General features: G+C 70.6%; 15 protein-coding genes. 14 read left to right on the forward strand and 1 reads right to left on the reverse strand.

The annotated features are described in order from the left end of the window. Positions 1-218 precede the first annotated feature (218 nt). The 12 genes from J3S20_RS25890 to J3S20_RS25945 all read left to right on the forward strand — a co-directional run bounded on the left by J3S20_RS25890 (position 219) and on the right by J3S20_RS25945 (position 13,488). Complete coding sequence (locus tag J3S20_RS25890) at positions 219-1,265, forward strand: ABC transporter ATP-binding protein (protein ID WP_246603289.1); 1,047 nt, start codon at positions 219-221, stop codon at positions 1,263-1,265. Then, entirely contained in the window at positions 1,262-2,305 is a 1,044-nt protein-coding gene (locus J3S20_RS25895; protein ID WP_216839820.1) for an extracellular solute-binding protein, read from the forward strand. Before J3S20_RS25890 ends, J3S20_RS25895 begins: the two co-directional genes overlap by 4 nt. Positions 2,306-2,325: 20 nt before the next feature. Then, entirely contained in the window at positions 2,326-4,029 is a 1,704-nt protein-coding gene (locus J3S20_RS25900; RefSeq protein WP_216839821.1) for an ABC transporter permease subunit, read from the forward strand. A 100-nt stretch (positions 4,030-4,129) separates the two neighbouring features. Continuing rightward, positions 4,130-4,498, forward strand: coding sequence for a YciI family protein (locus tag J3S20_RS25905; RefSeq protein ID WP_216839822.1), 369 nt, complete (start codon positions 4,130-4,132; stop codon positions 4,496-4,498). Then, positions 4,495-5,685 (forward strand): RNA polymerase sigma factor, encoded by a 1,191-nt coding sequence (locus J3S20_RS25910; RefSeq protein ID WP_216839823.1) that lies wholly within the window; start codon positions 4,495-4,497, stop codon positions 5,683-5,685. Before J3S20_RS25905 ends, J3S20_RS25910 begins: the two co-directional genes overlap by 4 nt. A gap of 93 nt (positions 5,686-5,778) precedes the next feature. Further along, positions 5,779-7,893, forward strand: a complete 2,115-nt coding sequence (locus J3S20_RS25915; protein ID WP_216839824.1) for a hydantoinase/oxoprolinase family protein — start codon at positions 5,779-5,781, stop codon at positions 7,891-7,893. Then, positions 7,890-9,449 (forward strand): hydantoinase B/oxoprolinase family protein, encoded by a 1,560-nt coding sequence (locus J3S20_RS25920; RefSeq protein ID WP_216839825.1) that lies wholly within the window; start codon positions 7,890-7,892, stop codon positions 9,447-9,449. The genes J3S20_RS25915 and J3S20_RS25920 overlap by 4 nt, the downstream gene beginning before the upstream one ends. A 30-nt stretch (positions 9,450-9,479) precedes the next feature. Then, positions 9,480-10,445 (forward strand): Bug family tripartite tricarboxylate transporter substrate binding protein, encoded by a 966-nt coding sequence (locus J3S20_RS25925; protein WP_216839826.1) that lies wholly within the window; start codon positions 9,480-9,482, stop codon positions 10,443-10,445. Then, positions 10,442-11,155: a class II aldolase/adducin family protein gene (locus tag J3S20_RS25930; protein WP_216839827.1), complete on the forward strand. Its 714-nt coding sequence runs from the start codon at positions 10,442-10,444 to the stop codon at positions 11,153-11,155. The genes J3S20_RS25925 and J3S20_RS25930 overlap by 4 nt, the downstream gene beginning before the upstream one ends. Further along, on the forward strand, positions 11,152-12,111 hold the full coding sequence (locus J3S20_RS25935) for a Bug family tripartite tricarboxylate transporter substrate binding protein (protein WP_216839828.1): 960 nt from the start codon (positions 11,152-11,154) through the stop codon (positions 12,109-12,111). The genes J3S20_RS25930 and J3S20_RS25935 overlap by 4 nt, the downstream gene beginning before the upstream one ends. Beyond that, positions 12,108-12,443: a cupin domain-containing protein gene (locus J3S20_RS25940; protein WP_216839829.1), complete on the forward strand. Its 336-nt coding sequence runs from the start codon at positions 12,108-12,110 to the stop codon at positions 12,441-12,443. Before J3S20_RS25935 ends, J3S20_RS25940 begins: the two co-directional genes overlap by 4 nt. Next, positions 12,436-13,488 carry a beta/alpha barrel domain-containing protein gene (locus J3S20_RS25945; protein WP_216839830.1) on the forward strand — a complete coding sequence of 351 codons (1,053 nt, stop codon included), beginning with the start codon at positions 12,436-12,438 and terminating at the stop codon, positions 13,486-13,488. The genes J3S20_RS25940 and J3S20_RS25945 overlap by 8 nt, the downstream gene beginning before the upstream one ends. Here the strand turns inward: J3S20_RS25945 and J3S20_RS25950 are convergent. Continuing rightward, on the reverse strand, positions 13,452-14,291 hold the full coding sequence (locus J3S20_RS25950) for an IclR family transcriptional regulator (protein ID WP_216839831.1): 840 nt from the start codon (positions 14,289-14,291) through the stop codon (positions 13,452-13,454). The two genes, J3S20_RS25945 and J3S20_RS25950, sit on opposite strands and share 37 nt — an antisense overlap. Before the next feature lie 54 nt (positions 14,292-14,345). On the opposite strand from J3S20_RS25950, the gene speB reads away from it, so the two are divergent. Beyond that, entirely contained in the window at positions 14,346-15,230 is an 885-nt protein-coding gene (speB, locus tag J3S20_RS25955) for an agmatinase (protein ID WP_216839832.1), read from the forward strand. A 623-nt stretch (positions 15,231-15,853) separates the two neighbouring features. Then, positions 15,854-17,074, forward strand: a complete 1,221-nt coding sequence (locus tag J3S20_RS25960; RefSeq protein WP_216839833.1) for a type III PLP-dependent enzyme — start codon at positions 15,854-15,856, stop codon at positions 17,072-17,074. Positions 17,075-17,093: the final 19 nt, after the last annotated feature.

Below are 17,093 nucleotides of genomic sequence, written 5' to 3' on the forward strand. Positions count from 1 at the left end.
CGAGCAAGGCGCATGCCGCGCGAGATGGCACAGCCGAGACACCGATCCGCCCAAACCCTGCCCTTTTGCGCGCCCAGCGCCTGTTTTTTGGGCATTTCTGCCCCCTGCCCCTGTCGCGCCGCCCAGCTTTGGGGCCCTGCCCCGCCCTGGCGCGCTGGCATCGGGTTTGCCAGACTGGGCGGGTGACAGACCCTCAGCCCCATCTTCGCCTCGAAAGATTGACCAAGCGCTATGGCGCCCAGGCCGCGGTCGATGGCGTCTCGCTCTCCGTCGCGCGCGGCGAATGCATCGCGCTGCTCGGCCCCTCCGGCTGCGGCAAGACCACCACGCTGCGGCTGGTGGCCGGCTTCATCCTGCCGGATGAGGGCCAGATCCTGCTGAACGGCACGGCCATCGAGCGCGCGCCGCCGCATCGCCGGCAGATCGGCATGGTGTTCCAGAACTACGCGCTGTTCCCGCACCTGACGGCGGCCGGCAATGTCGCCTTCGGGCTCGAGATGCGCGATGTGAACCGCGCCGAGCGTGACCGCCGGGTGACGGAGGCGCTGGCCATGGTGGGCCTGGCGCATCTGGCGGATCGCTACCCGGCGCGCATGTCTGGCGGCCAGCAGCAGCGCATTGCCCTGGCCCGCGCCCTGGTGATCCGCCCCGAACTGCTGCTGCTGGACGAGCCGCTGTCCAACCTCGATGCCGGGCTGCGCGTGGAGATGCGGGAGGAGATCGCGCGGCTGCGCGACGCCGCCGGCATCACCACCCTGTTCGTCACGCATGACCAGGAGGAGGCGCTGGCGCTGGCCGACCGCGTCGCCGTGATGGATCGCGGCCGCATCGTGGAATGCGCGGCGCCGGCGGAACTGACGGAACGCCCGCGGCACCTTTTCACCGCCGGCTTCCTCGGCGCCCGCAGCGTGCTGGCCGGGCGGGTGGAGGATGGCGCCTTCCGGACGGAGGGCGGCGTCACGGTGCCGCTGCCGGCGGATGCCCCGGCCCGGCCGAGCCACCTGGTGTTGCGCGCGGCGCGTCTGGCGCTGCGGCCGCCCGGCGAGGCGGAGGCGCATCTGGCCCTGCCCGCGGTGGTGGAGGCGGCGACGCGGCTGGATGACAGCATCCATTACGAGGTTTCGGTGGGGCCGCATCGCCTGCGCGTGCACCGGCCGAGCGCCGAGCCCGCCTTCCCGCCCGGCGCCGCCGTGACGCTCGCGGCGCCACCGGAGGCGATCGCCTGGATCGAAGATTTCACCGCCACGACCGGAGCCCTGCCATGACGACCTCCCTCACCCGCCGTGGCCTGCTGGCCACCGCCGCCCTCGCAGCGCCCGCCATCTGGGGCCGCGACGCCGTCGCGCAGATCCGCCGCGGCGATGAACTGACGGTGGGCATCTGGGGCGGCGTGCAGGAACGCATCACCCGGCAGTACTGCGCGACGCCGCTGGAACAGCAGCATGGCGTGAAGATCAACTACATCCTCGGCGGCACGCCGGAACGCCGCGCGCGCGCCTATGCGGAGCGGGGCCGGCCCTCCTTCGACCTGCTCTATCTCAACATCTTCGAAAGCCGCCAGGCGGTGAAGGATGGCGTGACGCTCGCGCCCTCCGCCAATGTGCCGAATTTCGAGCATCTGTATCCACTGGCGCGCATCGGCGGTTATGGCGTGGCCTTCAATCCCGTGACCATCGTCTATGACCGGCGGCTTGTGGCCGCGCCGATGACCTCCTGGAAGGATTTCTGGCGCGACGACCTGAAGGGCAAGGTGATTTGGCCGACCTATCCGGGCGCGCAGGGCACGGCGGGCCTGCTGATGGCGGCCAGGGTCTGGGGTGGGTCGGAGAACGACATCGACCCCGCCTTCCGCAAGATCGCGGAGCTGAAACCCTTCGCCGCGATCCAGGGCAGCCAGGACCAGCTCTATGGCATGTTCGACCAGCAGGTCGGCGCGGCCAGCGTCGAGTTCGGCAGCTTCACCCGCACCTATGCGGAGACGCGCAACCCGAACATCGTCATCGCGGAGCCGACGGAGGGCCAGGCGGTCGCCGCCAACTACGCCTGCATCACCGCGGGCACGAAGAACCAGGCGCTGGCCGAGGCTTTCGTCAATCTGCACCTCAGCCCGGACTGCCAGAAGGCCTATGCCGAGCAGACCTATTACAGCCCGACGATCCGCAACATCACCCTGCCGCCGGAGCTCGCCGCGAAGCTGATCATGGGGGAGGAGGCGGTCTCCAAGCTGATCGACTTCGACTGGGATGTGGTGATCCGCAACCAGGGCCGCTGGTCCAGCCGCTTCACGCGCGAGATCGCGGGCTGACTCAATAGGGCGCTTGGCTGATGCAGGGTTCCCCCCGCGCGGGCTGGTTGGCCGCGCCCTATGTGCTGTGGCTGCTGGCCGCCTTCGCGGCGCCGCTCGGCGCGGTCGCGCTGCTCTCGGTGCAGGAGAGCAGCGAGATCTTTGCGCCGATCTCGCTGTGGCCCTCCGCCGCGCAGTACCAGGAGGTGCTGGGCGATCCCTTCTTCCTGCGGCTGCTGCTGAATACCGCGCTGCTGGGCTTCGCGGTGGCCGGCGCCTCCGCCCTGCTCGCCTATCCGCTGGCGCTGTGGCTGACGCGGCTTTCGCCGCGAGCAAAACCCTTCGGCTTCGCCATTATCCTTGTGCCGCTGCTGACCAATGTGGTGGTGCGCTCGCTCGGCATCATTCTTCTGCTGGCGCCGCGCGGCGTGGTGTCGAACGCGGCGCAGGCGCTCGGCTTTCCGCCGCTGAACCTGCTCTTCGGCTGGTTCGCCGTGGGGCTTTCGCTGGTGCAGGTCTTCCTGCCGTACATGGTGCTGGCGCTGTATGACGTGCTGGATGCGCAGGAAAAGCGGCTGGAGGAAGCGGCCGCCGGCCTCGGCGCCGGGCCCGCGCTGCGCTTCTGGCGCGTGATACTTCCGCTGTCGCTGCCCGGGCTGCGCGGCGGCCTCACGCTGGTCTTCCTGATGGCCTCAACCGCCTATGTCTCGGCCACCCTGGTCGGCGGGCGCAAGGTGCAGGTCACCGGCATGGTGGTGCTGCGGGAGGGGATGGAGATCCTGAACTACCCGATGGCCTCCGCGCTCGCCATGATGATGCTGGCCACTTCCGTCATCGTCACCTTCATCCTCGCCCGCGTCATCGGAAGGATGACGCCCTGGGTGGAGGCGCGGCCGCCACGACGCTGGCCCAGCCTGCCGCCCGCACTGCGCCGCGCGGTGGTGACGGTGGCGGAGGCGGTGGCGCCCGTCCTCTCCCGCTTCCTGCTGGTCTCGGCCATCGGCATCCTGCTGTTCCCGCTGCTGCTGGTGGCCGTTGCCTCGGTGAACGACACGCCGCAGGCCACCGTCGCGCAGTTCGTCGGCTTCACCTGGAAGTGGTACGCGGCGGTGCTGCAGAATGAGCGCTACCTGTCCGATGCCTGGACCAGCCTGCAGATTGCCATCTGCTGCGTCGCCATCTCCCTCGCTTTGGCCCTGCCCGCGGCCTTCGCACTGGTGCGCGCCGGTTTCGCGGGGAAGGAGGCGGTGGGCGCCTTCCTGATGCTGCCGCTGGCGCTGCCCGGCATCGCCATCGGCCTCGGCATGCTGCGGCTGCTGCAATGGTTCAACCAGGTGCCGCCCTTCCTGGGCGTGCTGGCGGTGCATGTGGTGCTGGTGACGCCCTTCATGCTGGCGCTGCTGCGCGCCTCCGTGGCGCAGCTGGACCGGGGGCTGGAGGAAGCGGCCGGCGGGCTGGGCGCGACGCCCGCCCGCGTCTTCCGTCGCGTCATCCTGCCGCAGCTGGCGCCGGGCATCGCGGTGTCCTGCGTCATCGGCTTCCTGCTGTCCTTCGGCGAGGTGACGGTCACCGCCTTCCTCACCACCGCCCGGCTGCAGACCCTGCCGGTGCGCATCTATGCCGAGGCGACCTTCAGCCTGGAGAATACGGTGAACGCCATCTCCACCATCTTCATCCTGGTGACGGTGGCGCTGCTGATCCTGGTGAACCGGCTGATGCCACTCGACCGCGTGTGGAAACGTTAGCGCGCCGAAAAAAGATTGCGCCTCCTGTCGAAATGACGGAGTCCCGGGTGTCTTCGTCACAGCCAGGCCATTCCCGGCCCGGCGCGAAGGAGAGACCCCGATGCAGTTCATGATGCTGCTGACCGAGACCGCCACCGAATTCGCCCATCGCGAGGACCCGGCCAAAGCGCCGGCCTATTGGGCGGGCTGGAGCGCCTTCATCGGCGCCATGGCCCAGGCCGGCATCATCGTGCGCGGCGATGGGCTGCTGCCGCCCGCCACCGGCACCACGCTGCGCATCCGCGACGGCAAGCCCATCGTGCAGGACGGGCCCTTCGCCGACAGCAAGGAACAGCTCGGCGGCTATTTCATCATCGAGGTGCCGGACCTCGACACCGCGCTGAGCTGGGCCGCCCGCGCGCCCTCCGCCACCTATGCGGCCGTGGAGATCCGCCCGCTGCTGCCGCCGATGCCCAGCGTCAGCGGGTGACGCCGGCGCACCAGGCGGCGGAGCAGGCGGCCCGCACCGCCTATGGCCGCCTGGTCGCCCGCCTCGCCGCCCGCACGCGTGACATCGCCGGCGCCGAGGATGCCCTGGCCGAGGCTTTCGGCGCCGCGCTGCGCCACTGGCCACAGCGCGGCGTGCCGGCTTCGCCCGAGGCCTGGCTGCTGACCGTGGCGCGCAATGCGCAGCGCAATGCGGGCCGGCATCGGCGGGTGCGGGAGGCCGCGGTATCCGAACTGGAAAGGCGGCAGGCGGAGCTGGCGGAGTCCGGCGCAGACTGGCCGGATGAGCGGCTGAAGCTGCTCTTCGTCTGCGCGCATCCGGCGATCGATCCCGGCATCCGCACGCCGCTGATGCTGCAGGTGGTGCTGGGGCTGGACGCTGCGCGTATCGCCAGCGCGCTGCTGATCGCGCCCGCCGCCATGGGGCAGCGCCTGGTGCGCGCCAAGGCGAAGATCCGCGACGCCGGGCTGCGCTTCGAGCTGCCGGAACGCGAGGAAATGCCCGACCGCCTTGGCGCGGTGCTGGAGGCCGTCTACGCCGCCTATGGCACCGGCTGGGACGGCGGCGGCCGGCCAGGCCTGGCGGAGGAGGCGATCGCGCTCGGCCGGCTGCTGGTCGAGGCCTTGCCGGGGGAGCCGGAAGCCAAGGGCCTGCTCGCCCTGATGCTGCATTGTGAGGCGCGCCGCGACGCGCGACGCGATGCCGCCGGCCGCTTCGTGCCGCTGGCCCGGCAGGACCCAGCGCTGTGGTCGCCCGAAATGATGGCGGAGGCCGAGCTTCTGCTGGTGGAAGGCGCCCGCGCCGGCCGCTTCGGCCGCTTCCTCTGTGAGGCCGCGATCCAATCCGTGCATGCGCAACGCGCCGCCACCGGCCGCACGGATCAGGCGGCGCTGCGGCTGCTCTATGACCTTCTGTCGCAGCAGGCGCCGAGCCTCGGCGTGCTCACAGCGCGCGCGGCGGCGCTGCTGGAGGCGGGCGACATCGCGGCGGCGGAGGCGGCGCTGGACGCGCTGCCGGCGGAACGCGTGGCCGCCTACCAGCCCTATTGGGTGACCCGCGCCGCGCTGCTGCGCCGCCAGGGCCGCGGGGCGGAGGAAGCGGCGGCGCGGCAGCGCGCCATCGGGCTGACCGAGGATCCCGCCATCCGCGATTTTTTGCGGGACTGTTGACGCCAAGGCGCGCGGCGGCGCATGCTTTCCCCAAGAAGGACGACGTCCTGCAATGCGAGACGACCATCTCGCAGGACGAGGGAAGGAAGCGTGGTGCCGGATAATGTGCAGAGCGCGGGCCTGCGGCCCGTGGGCGTGAAGACAGGCTTTGCCCTGGCGGTCGATATCGGCGGCACCTTCACCGATGTGGTGCTGCGCCATGGGAATGGCCTCGCCTTCACCGACAAGACGCTGACCACCCACCAGAACCTGCTGGAGGGCTTTTTCCGAGCGGTGGACCTGGCGCTGTCCCGCGCCGGCGTCGGCGCGGAGGCAGTGACGGAGGTGACGGTGCATGCCACCACCCTCGTCACCAATGCGGTGATCGAGCGCCGCGGCCCGCCCACGGCCCTGCTGGCCACGAAGGGTTTTCGCGATGTCCTGCGCATCCGCAACGAGCATCGCTACGACATGTTCGACCCGCAGATCGAATTTCCCGACCCGCTGGTCCCGGATGCGCTGGTCTTCACGCTGGACGAGCGCATGCTGGCCGATGGCAGCGTGGCGAAGCCCGTGGATGTGGCGGAGGCCGAGGCGGTGGCTCGCGAAATGCAGGCCGCCGGCGTGCAGGCGGTGGGCATCTGCCTGCTGAATGCCTATCGCAACGGCGCGCATGAGCGGGCGGCGCGGGATGCCATCCAGCGCGCGGCGCCCGGCATGGCGGTGACCCTCTCCTCCGAGGTCTCGCCGCAGATCCGCGAATATCCGCGCGCCTCGACCACGGTGATGAACGCCTATACCCAGCCAATCGTGGCACCCTATCTGGAGGCGCTCTCGGCCGAGCTGCGGCGGCGCGGTTTTCGGAACCGGCCGCTGATCATGCTGTCCAATGGCGGCGTCGTCGGCACGACCGTTGCCGGCGGCTTTCCCGTGCGCATGATCGAAAGCGGCCCCGCCGCCGGCGCGCTGGCCGCGGCGCATTTTGCCGAGGTGATGGGTTTCGAAAAACTGCTGTCCTTCGACATGGGCGGCACCACGGCCAAGGCCTGCCTGATCCTGGACCGCCGCCCGCTGGTGGCTGGCGAATTCGAGGTGGATCGCCGATATCGCTTCAAGCCCGGCAGCGGCTTTCCCATCACCATCCCCGCCGTCGACATGATCGAGATCGGCGCCGGCGGCGGCTCCATCGCGCGCATCGACAATCTCGGCCTGCTGAAGGTCGGGCCGCGCAGCGCGGGGTCGGAGCCGGGTCCCGTCTGCTACGGCCGCGGCGGCACGCAGCCCACGGTGACGGATGCCGATGTGGTGCTCGGCCTGCTGGATGCGGACCGCTTTCTGGGCGGCGACATGAAGCTGGACCGCGCCGGCGCCACGGCCGCGCTCGCCGCGCTGGGTGAGAAGCTGGGCGTCGATGCGGTGACGGCGGCGCGCGGCGTCTTCGAGGTGGTGTGCGAGCAGATGGCCGGGGCCGCGCGCGCCCATGCCACGGATCGCGGGCTGGACTGGCGCGGCCTGCCGATGCTGGCCTTCGGCGGCGCCGGCCCGGTGCATGCCTGCCGCGTGGCTGAACTGCTGGATTGCGCGCAGCTGGTCTTCCCGCCCATGGCGAGTGTGCTTTCGGCCTTTGGCACGCTGGTCTCGCCGGTGCGGCTCGACCTGGTGCGCTCCGCGCTGTCACCGCTGGCGACGCTCGACTGGCCGGCGACGCGGGCGCTGGTGGATTCGATGGCCGAGGAAGGCCGCGCCGCGCTGGCGGAGGCCGGCGTGAAGCCCTCCGACGCCACGCTGGAACTCGCCGTCGACTGCCGCTACCGAGGCCAGCAGAACGAGGTCACAGCGGACCTGCCACTTGCCGTGCTGGAAGCCGGCGACGCTGCGGCGCTGCGCCAGGCTTTCGAAGTGGCCTACCAGGCGCTCTACGGCATCACCCTGCCCGATGTCCCGGTGGAGGTCGTCACCTGGCGCCTCGCTGCGCGCGGGCCCATCCCGCAGGCGAGCCCGGCGCCCGCCGCCGGCGGCAGCACGGCCACGCCGCGCACGCAGCGCCCGGTGGCGGTGGAGCCCGCGGTGCCGCAGGTGCCGATCTATGACCGCGCAGCGCTCGCCGTGGGCCAGCGCATCGCCGGGCCGGTCATCATCGAGGAACGGGAAACCACGCTGGTGGTGCTGCGCGGCTGGACCGCCAGCGTGCACCCCACCGGCGCCGTGGTGGCGGAGCGCGAAGCATGAGCCAGCTCGACGGCATTGCCCTGGAAATCCAGTGGTCGAACCTCATCGCGACCGTCACCGAACAGGCGCGCGCGCTGCAGCGCATCGCCTTCAGCCCGATCGTGCGGGAGGCCGGCGACCTCGCCACCGCGCTGTTTGACCGGCAGGGGCGGATGGTGGCGCAGGCCGTCACGGGCACGCCCGGCCACATCAACAGCCTCGCCGCCGCCGGCCAGCATTTTGTCCGCGAGTTTCCGCCGGATACGCTGCATCCGGGCGATGTGCTGATCACCAACGACCCCTGGCTCAGCGCGGGGCATTTCTTCGACATCACCGTGATGACGCCGGTCTTCCGCGGTGGCCGCTGCATCGGCTTCTTCGGCAGCACCATCCACCACACCGATATCGGCGGATATGGCGTCGGCGCCGGGGCGCGCGACGTGCATGAGGAAGGCCTCTGGATTCCACTGGCAAAGCTCTATGAGAAGGGCGTGCCGAACGCGCTGCTGCACAGCATCATCCGTCGCAATGTGCGCACGCCGGAACACGTCTCCGGCGACCTCGCCGCGCAGGTCGCCGCCGGGCGCGTCGGCGCCGAACGTCTGAACGCGCTCTGCGACCGCACGGGCATGGACGATATTCAGGCGCTGGCGGAAGCCATCCTCGGCCGATCGGAAGAGGCAACCCGGGACAGCATCCGCAAGCTGAAGCCCGGCACCTATCACGGCGAGAGCATCTTTGACGTCCCAGGCGGCGCGAAGATCACGCTGAAGGCGGCGGTCACCGTGGATGTCGCGGCGGGTGACCTGGTCATCGACTTCACCGGCAGCAGCCCGGAGGCGCCGATCGGCATCAACGTGGTGCTGAACTACACCGCCGCCTATGCCAACTTCGCCGTGCGCGCCTGCCTCGACCCGGACCTGCCGAACAATTTCGGCAGCCTCCTGCCCGTCAAGGTCGTGGCGCCCGAGGGCAGCATCGTGAACTGCCGCTACCCGGCGCCGGTCAATGCGCGCCACGTCGTCGGCATGTATGTGCCGATGCCCGTGCTGAAGGCGCTGCACCAGGTGATGCCGGATCGCGTGCTGGCGGAAGGCTCCGGCGCGGTCTGGACCATTCAGATCCAGGGCCGGACGGAGGACGGCACGCCCTTCACCTCTTCCATGTTCAACTACTCCGGCGGCATGGGCGCGCGGCGGGACAAGCCGGGGCTGGACGCCACCTGCTACCCGACCGGCGTCGCCGCCGTACCGGTGGAAGTGCTGGAAGCCGCCATGCCCATCGTCTTCACGCGCAAGGAGCTGCGGCCGGGCTCCGGCGGCGCCGGACGGCAGCGCGGCGGCGATGGCCAGTTCATCGGTTTCCGCATGCGCACCAGGGAGCCCTGGCTGCTGAACGTGGTGGCCAGCCGCACGGATCTCGGCCCGGAGGGTCTGGAAGGTGGCGAGGGCGGCAAGCCCGGCCGCTTCCTGGTGAACGGTCAGCCGGTGAACAAGTCGCAGAAAATGGCGATGGCGGCGGATGATGACGTGATGATGGAAACGCCAGGCGGCGGGGGCTACGGTCCCCCCACCTGAACGACAGAGTCAGGGAGGAAACAGAAAAAGATGTTTGGACGACGCGCGCTGCTCGGCGGCGCCTCGGTGCTGGCCATGCCGGCCATCGCCACCGCACAGCCGCTGTTCACGCGGCCCGTGCGCTTCGTGCTCGGCTTCGCCGCGGGCGGCGCCGGGGACATCACGGTGCGGATGCTGACGCCGCATATGCAGGCCGAGATCGGCCAGCCCATCGTGGTGGACAACCGCCCCGGCGCCGGCGGGCTGATCAGCGGCGAGGCGGTGGCGCGCGCCGCGCCGGATGGCCACACCATGTATCTGCTGACCACCAGCAACATGGCCGCCCCCGCCTTCTACCGGACCATGCCCTTCGACGTGACGCGCGACTTTACGCCCGTCGGCCGCATGGTCTGGTACGACCATGTCATCGCCATCAATCCGCGCCTGCCCGTCAACAGCCTGGCGGAGCTGATCGCCTATGCCAAGGCGCGGCCCGGCGCGCTGAACATCGGCTCCATCGCCGTCGGCAATGCGCAGCATCTCGGCGTCGAGCTGTTCCGCGCCATGGCGCAGGCGGAGATGACCACCGTCACCTTCCGCTCCTCGCCCGAGCTGATCCTCTCGCTGTCCAATGGCGACGTGCAGGTGGCCGGCGAGCTTCTGGCGCCGCTGATCCCGCATGTGCGGTCGGGGGCCGTAAAGCTGCTGGCGGTGACGGCGCCGCGCCGCTTCCCGACGCTGCCCGATGTGCCGACCAGTGCGGAGAGCGGGCTGCCCGACTATATCGTTCGGTCCTGGAACGCGATCGTCTTCCCCGCCAATACGCCGCGCCCGCTGGTGGAGGCGATGAACCGCGCCATCCGCCGTGCGCTCGACGTGCCGGAAATCCGCAACCGGCTGATCGAGCTCGGCGGCCTGCCCGAGGCCAGCAGCCCGGAGGAGCTCGGCGCCATGATCCCCGCCGAGGTCGCCGCCTGGGGCCGCATGGCGCAGCTCGCGGGTGTCGAGAAGCAATGAGCGAGGCCGCGCTCAAGCAGGACCTGCTGCACGCCTACCACATCCTCGATGCCGATGGTCAGGCGAGCGGCATCGCCGGCCACCTGACGGCGCGGCTGCCCGGCGCCGATCGATTCTGGTCGCATCGCTGGGGCATCGGCTTCGACGAGGTGCGGGCGGAGGGGCTGATCGAGGCGGATTTCGACCTGCGCACGATCCGCGGCGAAGGCCGGGTGAATCCCACCCTGCATATCCACACCCGCATCTATCGCGCGCGCCCGGATGTCGCCTGCATCATCCACACCCATGGCAAGGCGGGCGTCGCGCTCGGGTGCGCCGGGATGACGCTGGAGACCATCACCCAGACCGGCGCCATCTTCCATGACGACATCGCGCTCTTCGACGAATTCCACGGCATCGTGCTCGACACGAATGAGGGCGATGCCATCGCCGCCGCGCTCGGCGGCAAGCGCGGACTGCTGCTGAAGAACCACGGCGCGCTGGTGGTGGGCGCCAATGTGGCGGAGGCCTGCATCGGCATGACGGTCCTGGAATGGGCCGCCGATGTGCAGCTGCGCGCCGCGGCCGCGGGACCCTTGCAGCACCTGGACCCGGCCGCCGCCGCGCAGTCGAAGCGCTTCCTGCTCGACCCGAAAAATCTGGGACTTCGCTGGGACTTCCTGAAACGCAAGATCGGCCGCAGCCGACCCTTCCTGGGAGACGCCACATGAAACGCCTGCTGCTCGCCAGCCTGATGGCCTTGGCGACGCTGCCTGCCCTGGCGCAGGAGAACTTCCCGAACCGCCCGCTGCGCTGGGTGGTGGGCTTCGGCGCCGGCGGCGTCGGCGACATGACGGCGCGGCTGGTTGGCCAGAAACTGTCGGAGGGCCTGGGCCAGCCGGTGGTGATCGAGAACCGCCCCTCCGCCGGCGGCATCCTGGCGACGGAGACGGTGGCGCGCGCGGCACCCGATGGCCATACGCTGCTGCTGGTGACGGCCACCGCGGCGACGGCGCCGCATCTGTTCCGGACCCTGCCCTACCACCCGATCGACGATTTCGAATTCGTCAGCCAGATCGCCTCCTTCCCGCAGATCATTGTCACCAGCGCCAGCTCGCCCTATCGCAGCCTGCAGGACCTGATGACCGCGGCGCGCGCGCAGCCGGGCAAGGTGAACCTCGGCTCGGTCAGCGTCGGCACCGCGCTGCATCTCTCGCTGGCGCTGTTCCAGTCGATGGGGCAGCTGCCGGTGGAGATCGTCACCTATCGCACGACCGGCGAGCTGCTGAACGCGACCGCCACCGGCGATATCGGCGGCGCGATGGAGGTGGCGGCGACCACGCTCGGGCAGATTTCGGGCGGGCGGCTGCGCGCGCTGGCCGTCACCTCGCCCCGCCGCAGCTCGGTGCTGCCGGATGTGCCGACCATCGCGGAAAGCGGGCTGCCCGACTACAACGTCGTCACCTGGAACGCGATGGCCGCGCCGCGCGGCACGCCGCGCCCGATCATCGACCGGCTGAATGCGGAGGTGCGCCGCGTGCTGGCCCTGCAGGAGGTGCGCGACCGGCTGTTGCCCCTGGCGGTGGAACCCACCCCCACCACGCCCGAGGCGATGCGGCAGATGCTGGTGGAGGAAACCGCGCTCTGGGGCCGCGTGATCCGAGCCGCGAATATCGAGAGGCAATGATGCACATCCCGACCATCGACTGGAACGCCATCCCCTGGACGCCCGTGCGCGAGGGCGTCGAGCGCAAGGGTTTCACCGGTGACGGCGCCACCCTCGCGCTGCACCGGCTGATGCCGGGGCATGAGCCGAAGCCGCATAGCCACCACTTCGAGCAGATCGTCTATATCCTGGCCGGCACCATCGACTTCCATATCGAGGGCACGGTGCATCGGCTATCCGCCGGCGGCCTGCTGGTGGTGCCGCCGAATGCGATGCATCACGGTGTGGTGGTGGGCGATGAGCCGGTGCTGAACCTCGATGTCTTCACGCCCGCGCGGCCCGAATATGCCTGATCTTTCCGTCAGGATCGGCGGCGTCACGCTGAACAATCCGGTGGTCATCGGCTCCGGCGATCATGTCATGACCGCCGGCGGCCTCGCCGCCGCGCGAGCCACCGGCGCCGGGGCGGTGGTCGCGAAATCGATCAACGAGAGCGAGGCGGCGAAGCGCCAGCTGGATGGCAGCGACCATGTGATGCTCGACAGCCGCTGGCGCCCCCTGCCCTGGGATTTCGCGCCGCCCGCCGATGCCATGGTCTTCGGCCGCTCCGGCCTGCAGCAGACGGCCAGCGCCGACTGGATCGCGGAGGTCGCGGCGCAGGACCGGCTGGCGGCGGAGACCGGGCAATACGTCATCGGCTCCATCATCCTGGCCAACCTCGACGTCGCCTGCGACCTGGCGCGGCAATACCAGGCGGCCGGCATCCGCATCCTGGAGCTGAACATCGGCGCGCCGCATGGCGACGAGGCGGTTCCGGGCGCCATCATCCAGGAACGCGCGGCGGGACGGGTGCAGGAGATCACGGCGCGGCTGCGCGCCGCCGTCACCATCCCGCTCTGGATCAAGCTGACGGGGCAGAGCGAGGATGTGGCAGGCCTCGCCGCGGCGGCCCGCGATGGCGGCGCGGATGCCGTCATCGTCATGGGCCGCTTCATGGCCCTGGTGCCGGATGTGGAGACGCGCGCGCCGATGCTCGGCACGGCCGGCGCCATCGGCGGCCCCTGGTCGCTGGCGCTGACCTGCCGCTGGCTGGCTCAGGCGCGCAAGAAGCTCGGCCCGGATTTTCCGCTGCTCGGCACCAATGGCGCGCGGGATGGGCTGGATGTGGTGCGCTTCCTGCTGGCCGGCGCGCGGGCGGTGGAGATGACCAGCGCGGTGATGGCGGGCGGTTTTGGCGTGGCGCGGGATGCAGTCGCGGAGATCGCGCTTTATCTCGCCCGCACCGGCGGCAGCGTGGAGGATCTCGTCGGCCTCGCCGCGGATCGGCAGGTGGGCTACGGCGTGCAGCCGGACCGGCCGGGCTATTGGCGCGACTTCGTGCCGCCGGAGGCGCGCTGAGGTTCTGCGCCGAGCCGCGCGCTGATCTCGCTGGCGGCCTCCTGCAAGGCCGCCAGCATCGCCGCATCGGGCGGGTCCTGCACGAATTGCACGGAGCCCACCAGGCCGAGCGAGCCCACCAGCATGCCACCTGCCGCAAAAATCGGCGCGGCCAGCACATTGATGCCGAGCAGCGCCTCCTGCGGCGCCGTTTCCCACTGCCGGGCGCGCACCTGTTCCAGCCGCGCCCGCAGCTGCGTGGGATCGGTCAGGGAATGCGGCGTCAGCGCCTCCAGCGGCCCGGACAGGCTGCGGGCCAGCGCCTCGGCCGGGCCGAAGGCGAGCATGATGCGGCCCTGGGCGGAGCAATGCGCCGGCGGGCGGTTGCCGGGCTGCACGCTGATCAGCACCTTGTTCGGCGCCTCCAGCGCATGCACCACCAGCGGGTCGCCGCCGGTCGGCACCGCCAGCAGCACGGATTGGCCCACCGCATCGCGCAGCCGGTGCATGGCGGGTTCCGCCACGCGCTTCAGGTCGAATTGTTCGCCGGCCGCCTGGCCGATCTGGAACATGCGCCAGGTGAGGTGGTAGCGCTCCGTCGTCTCCTCCTGCGCCACCAGGCCCGCAAGGCGCAGCGTGACGAGGTGGCGATGCACGCGTCCCTTGGGCTCGGCGAGGTGGCGGGCCAGGTCGGAGACGCGGAGCGGGCCGCCGGCGAGCGCCATCGCCTCGAGCACCCGCACCGCCATCAGCACGGACCGGACGGCGGTGGTGCCTTCCTCCGTCGCATCCTCCCCGGATGTCGCTTTTGTTTGGCTTGTCATTCCGGCCAGCCTGCGGCCCAAGGGGGGCGCTGTCCATCCCACCAGGAGGTCTTCATGGCCGGAACGCCCACCTACGCCACCCCGCCCGGCTTTCTGGGCGTCACCCGGCAGGACGCCGAGGGCGGCATCGCGATTGCCGGCATCCCGATGGATATCGGCACCACCAACCGCGCCGGCACGCGGGATGGGCCGCGCGCCATCCGGCAGGCGTCGCGCATGCTGGTGGATGGCGCGCATCCCGGCAGCTGGGTGGACCCGGCGGCGCTGCCGCTGGCCGATATCGGCGATTTCGAACTGGCGCTGGGCGATATCCAGGGCAGCCTCGCCCGGATCGAGCAGCAGGCGGCGGCCTGTGAGCATCTGGTGGCGCTGGGTGGCGAGCATGGCGTGACCCTGCCGCTGCTGCGCGCCCTGCGGAAGAAGCTGGGCGCGCCGCTCGGCCTGCTGGTCTTCGACGCGCATGTGGACACCTGGGCGGATAATTTCGGCCAGGCCTATGCGCATGGCTCCGTCTTCTACCACGCGATCCGGGAGGGTCTGGTGGATCCCCGGCGGATGATCCAGCTCGGCATCCGGTCCCCGGTGCAGCGGGAGGTCTGGGACTGGACTCTGGCGCAGGGCGTCACCGTGGTGACGGCGCAGCAGTTCCACGAGGCCGGGCCGCAGGCGGTGGCCGAGCAGGTGCGCCAGGTGCTGGGCCCGGCACCGGCCTACCTCTCCTTCGACATCGACGCGCTGGACCCCGCCTTCGCCCCCGGCACCGGCACGCCCGAAATCGGCGGTCTGGCGAGCTGGCAGGCGCAGGCGGTGCTGCGGCGGCTGGGTGGGCTCGATTTCCGCGGCATGGACGTGGTGGAGGTTGCGCCCGCCTATGACCATGGCGAGATCACTGCCTTGGCGGCGGCGAGCGTGGTTTGGGAGTATCTCTGCCGCGGGTGACTGAAAGCCTTCCGGCCGATTATGACAGTCGCCGGCTTTCCCACCGGATTTTTTTCAAAACGGCCAGAAAAATCTCTTGCATCCCGACGGGCTCGCCGCTATTTATCCGGCCGTGACGAGACGCTGTTGTCCCGCCACGAAAACCCGACGCCATCGCACGTGCCGCGAGCCCCCGCCTTTCCGGGGCACAGCAACGACGGGACGCGTCCTTTGTTCAGCCGGTCCGCAAGGGCCGGAAGGTTCGAGGGAACCGCCTGTGTCGCCTGATCGCCGCCGCGCGAAGCCGGGATCTCCCCCGCGTCTTTACGCGTGACCGCGCCCGAAGCGCCGCATTCCGCCCGTCCAGGCCCGAGGGTCTGAGGCGCCGGGATCGCGACGCTTCCGCCGCCCGCGTCCCGTTCCCCACCGCAAGGTGGCGGGCGTGCCGTGCGCGGTGAACCAAGGGCGCGCGCCGATCATGCCCGGGTTCCCTCCTTCCCGCCGCCGCGCCCCCTTCACGGGATGAGCGCGGCGGCGGGCCAATTTGGGGCGGCCGATTCAGACCTCCGGGCCCTACGGCCCTCCGGTCATCGGACGCCAAATGCCCGCGCAGTTGCGCACACTCCGGCCTCAGGGAGCCCGCCATGACCGTCCTTCGCTTCCGCGGCGCCACCGCACCGCTCCGCCGTCCCGCCTCCCCCAGCCTGCCGCGCGATGTGGCGGGCGTGGTCGCGGCGCTGCGGCCGGAGGATCCGCTGCACTGCCTGCGGCCGGCGACGGTCAGCGCGGCCGGCGCGACCTTCGCGGCGGCCTTCCCGGGCACCACCATGTATGCGGTGAAGTGCAACCCGGAGCCCACGGTGCTGCGCGCCCTCTGGGCCGGCGGCCTGCGCCATTTCGACTGCGCCTCGGCCGGCGAAGTGCGCCTGGTGCGCAGCCTGTTCCCGGAAGCGGTCATCCACTTCATGCACCCGGTGAAGGCCCGCGGCGCCATCCGCGAGGCTTTCGGCACACATGGCGTCCGCGACTTCGTCCTGGATTCCGCGGCGGAACTGACAAAAATCCTGGAGGAGACGGGGGGTGAGGGCCTGAACCTCATCATCCGCCTCGGCCTGCCGAAGGGCAGCGCGGTCTATGACCTTTCCGGGAAATTCGGCGCGGAGCCGGCGGAGGCGGTGGCGCTGCTGCGCGCGGCACGGCCTCATGCCGGCAAGCTGGGGGTGTCCTTCCATGTCGGCTCGCAGTGCCTGGAGCCCGCCGCCTATGCCCGCGCCATCGCGCTGGCGGCTTCCGTGATCCGGGAGGCCGGCGTGGCGGTGGAGGTCCTGGATGTGGGCGGGGGTTTCCCCGTCGCCTATCCGGATGTCGTGCCGCCGCCGCTCTCCGCCTTCATGGACAGCATCGCCACGGCCTTCGCCGAGGCGGCGCTGCCGGGGGTGGAGCTCTGGGCGGAGCCGGGCCGGGCGCTGGTGGCGGGCGGGGCTTCCGTCGTCGTGCAGGTGCAGGCGCGGCGCGATGGCATGCTGTTCATCAACGATGGCGTCTATGGCGCGCTGTCCGATGCCGGCGTGCCGGGCTTCCGCTTCCCGGTAAAGCTGATCCGGCCCGGTTCCGCGAGCGATGCGGAGACGGTGCCCTTCAGCTTCTTCGGCCCTACCTGCGACACCGCGGACCGCATGGAAGGCCCCTTCCTGCTGCCGGCGGATGTGGCAGAAGGCGACTGGATCGAGATCGGCCAGCTCGGGGCCTATGGCGCCTGCCTGCGCACCGGCTTCAACGGCATGGACCGCGCCGGCGTGGTGGAGGTGGCGGACCTGCCGCTGCTCGAAACGCCGGGCTATGTGCAGTCCGTGCAAGCGGCCTGAAGACCGGGAGGCGGCATCG

The organism is Falsiroseomonas tokyonensis, assembly GCF_019024325.1.
GTDB lineage: Bacteria > Pseudomonadota > Alphaproteobacteria > Acetobacterales > Acetobacteraceae > Falsiroseomonas > Falsiroseomonas tokyonensis.

Bases quoted from the DNA above. Each gene is read 5' to 3' on its own strand.
- J3S20_RS25920 (WP_216839825.1), top strand. From the start codon at position 7,890: ATGAGCCAGCTCGACGGCATTGCCCTGGAAATCCAGTGGTCGAACCTC.
- J3S20_RS25940 (WP_216839829.1), top strand. From the start codon at position 12,108: ATGATGCACATCCCGACCATCGACTGGAACGCCATCCCCTGGACGCCC.
- J3S20_RS25960 (WP_216839833.1), top strand. From the start codon at position 15,854: ATGACCGTCCTTCGCTTCCGCGGCGCCACCGCACCGCTCCGCCGTCCC.
- J3S20_RS25905 (WP_216839822.1), top strand. From the start codon at position 4,130: ATGCAGTTCATGATGCTGCTGACCGAGACCGCCACCGAATTCGCCCAT.
- J3S20_RS25950 (WP_216839831.1), bottom strand. From the start codon at position 14,291: ATGACAAGCCAAACAAAAGCGACATCCGGGGAGGATGCGACGGAGGAA.
- J3S20_RS25935 (WP_216839828.1), top strand. From the start codon at position 11,152: ATGAAACGCCTGCTGCTCGCCAGCCTGATGGCCTTGGCGACGCTGCCT.
- J3S20_RS25930 (WP_216839827.1), top strand. From the start codon at position 10,442: ATGAGCGAGGCCGCGCTCAAGCAGGACCTGCTGCACGCCTACCACATC.
- speB (WP_216839832.1), top strand. From the start codon at position 14,346: ATGGCCGGAACGCCCACCTACGCCACCCCGCCCGGCTTTCTGGGCGTC.
- J3S20_RS25900 (WP_216839821.1), top strand. From the start codon at position 2,326: ATGCAGGGTTCCCCCCGCGCGGGCTGGTTGGCCGCGCCCTATGTGCTG.
- J3S20_RS25895 (WP_216839820.1), top strand. From the start codon at position 1,262: ATGACGACCTCCCTCACCCGCCGTGGCCTGCTGGCCACCGCCGCCCTC.
- J3S20_RS25945 (WP_216839830.1), top strand. From the start codon at position 12,436: ATGCCTGATCTTTCCGTCAGGATCGGCGGCGTCACGCTGAACAATCCG.
- J3S20_RS25925 (WP_216839826.1), top strand. From the start codon at position 9,480: ATGTTTGGACGACGCGCGCTGCTCGGCGGCGCCTCGGTGCTGGCCATG.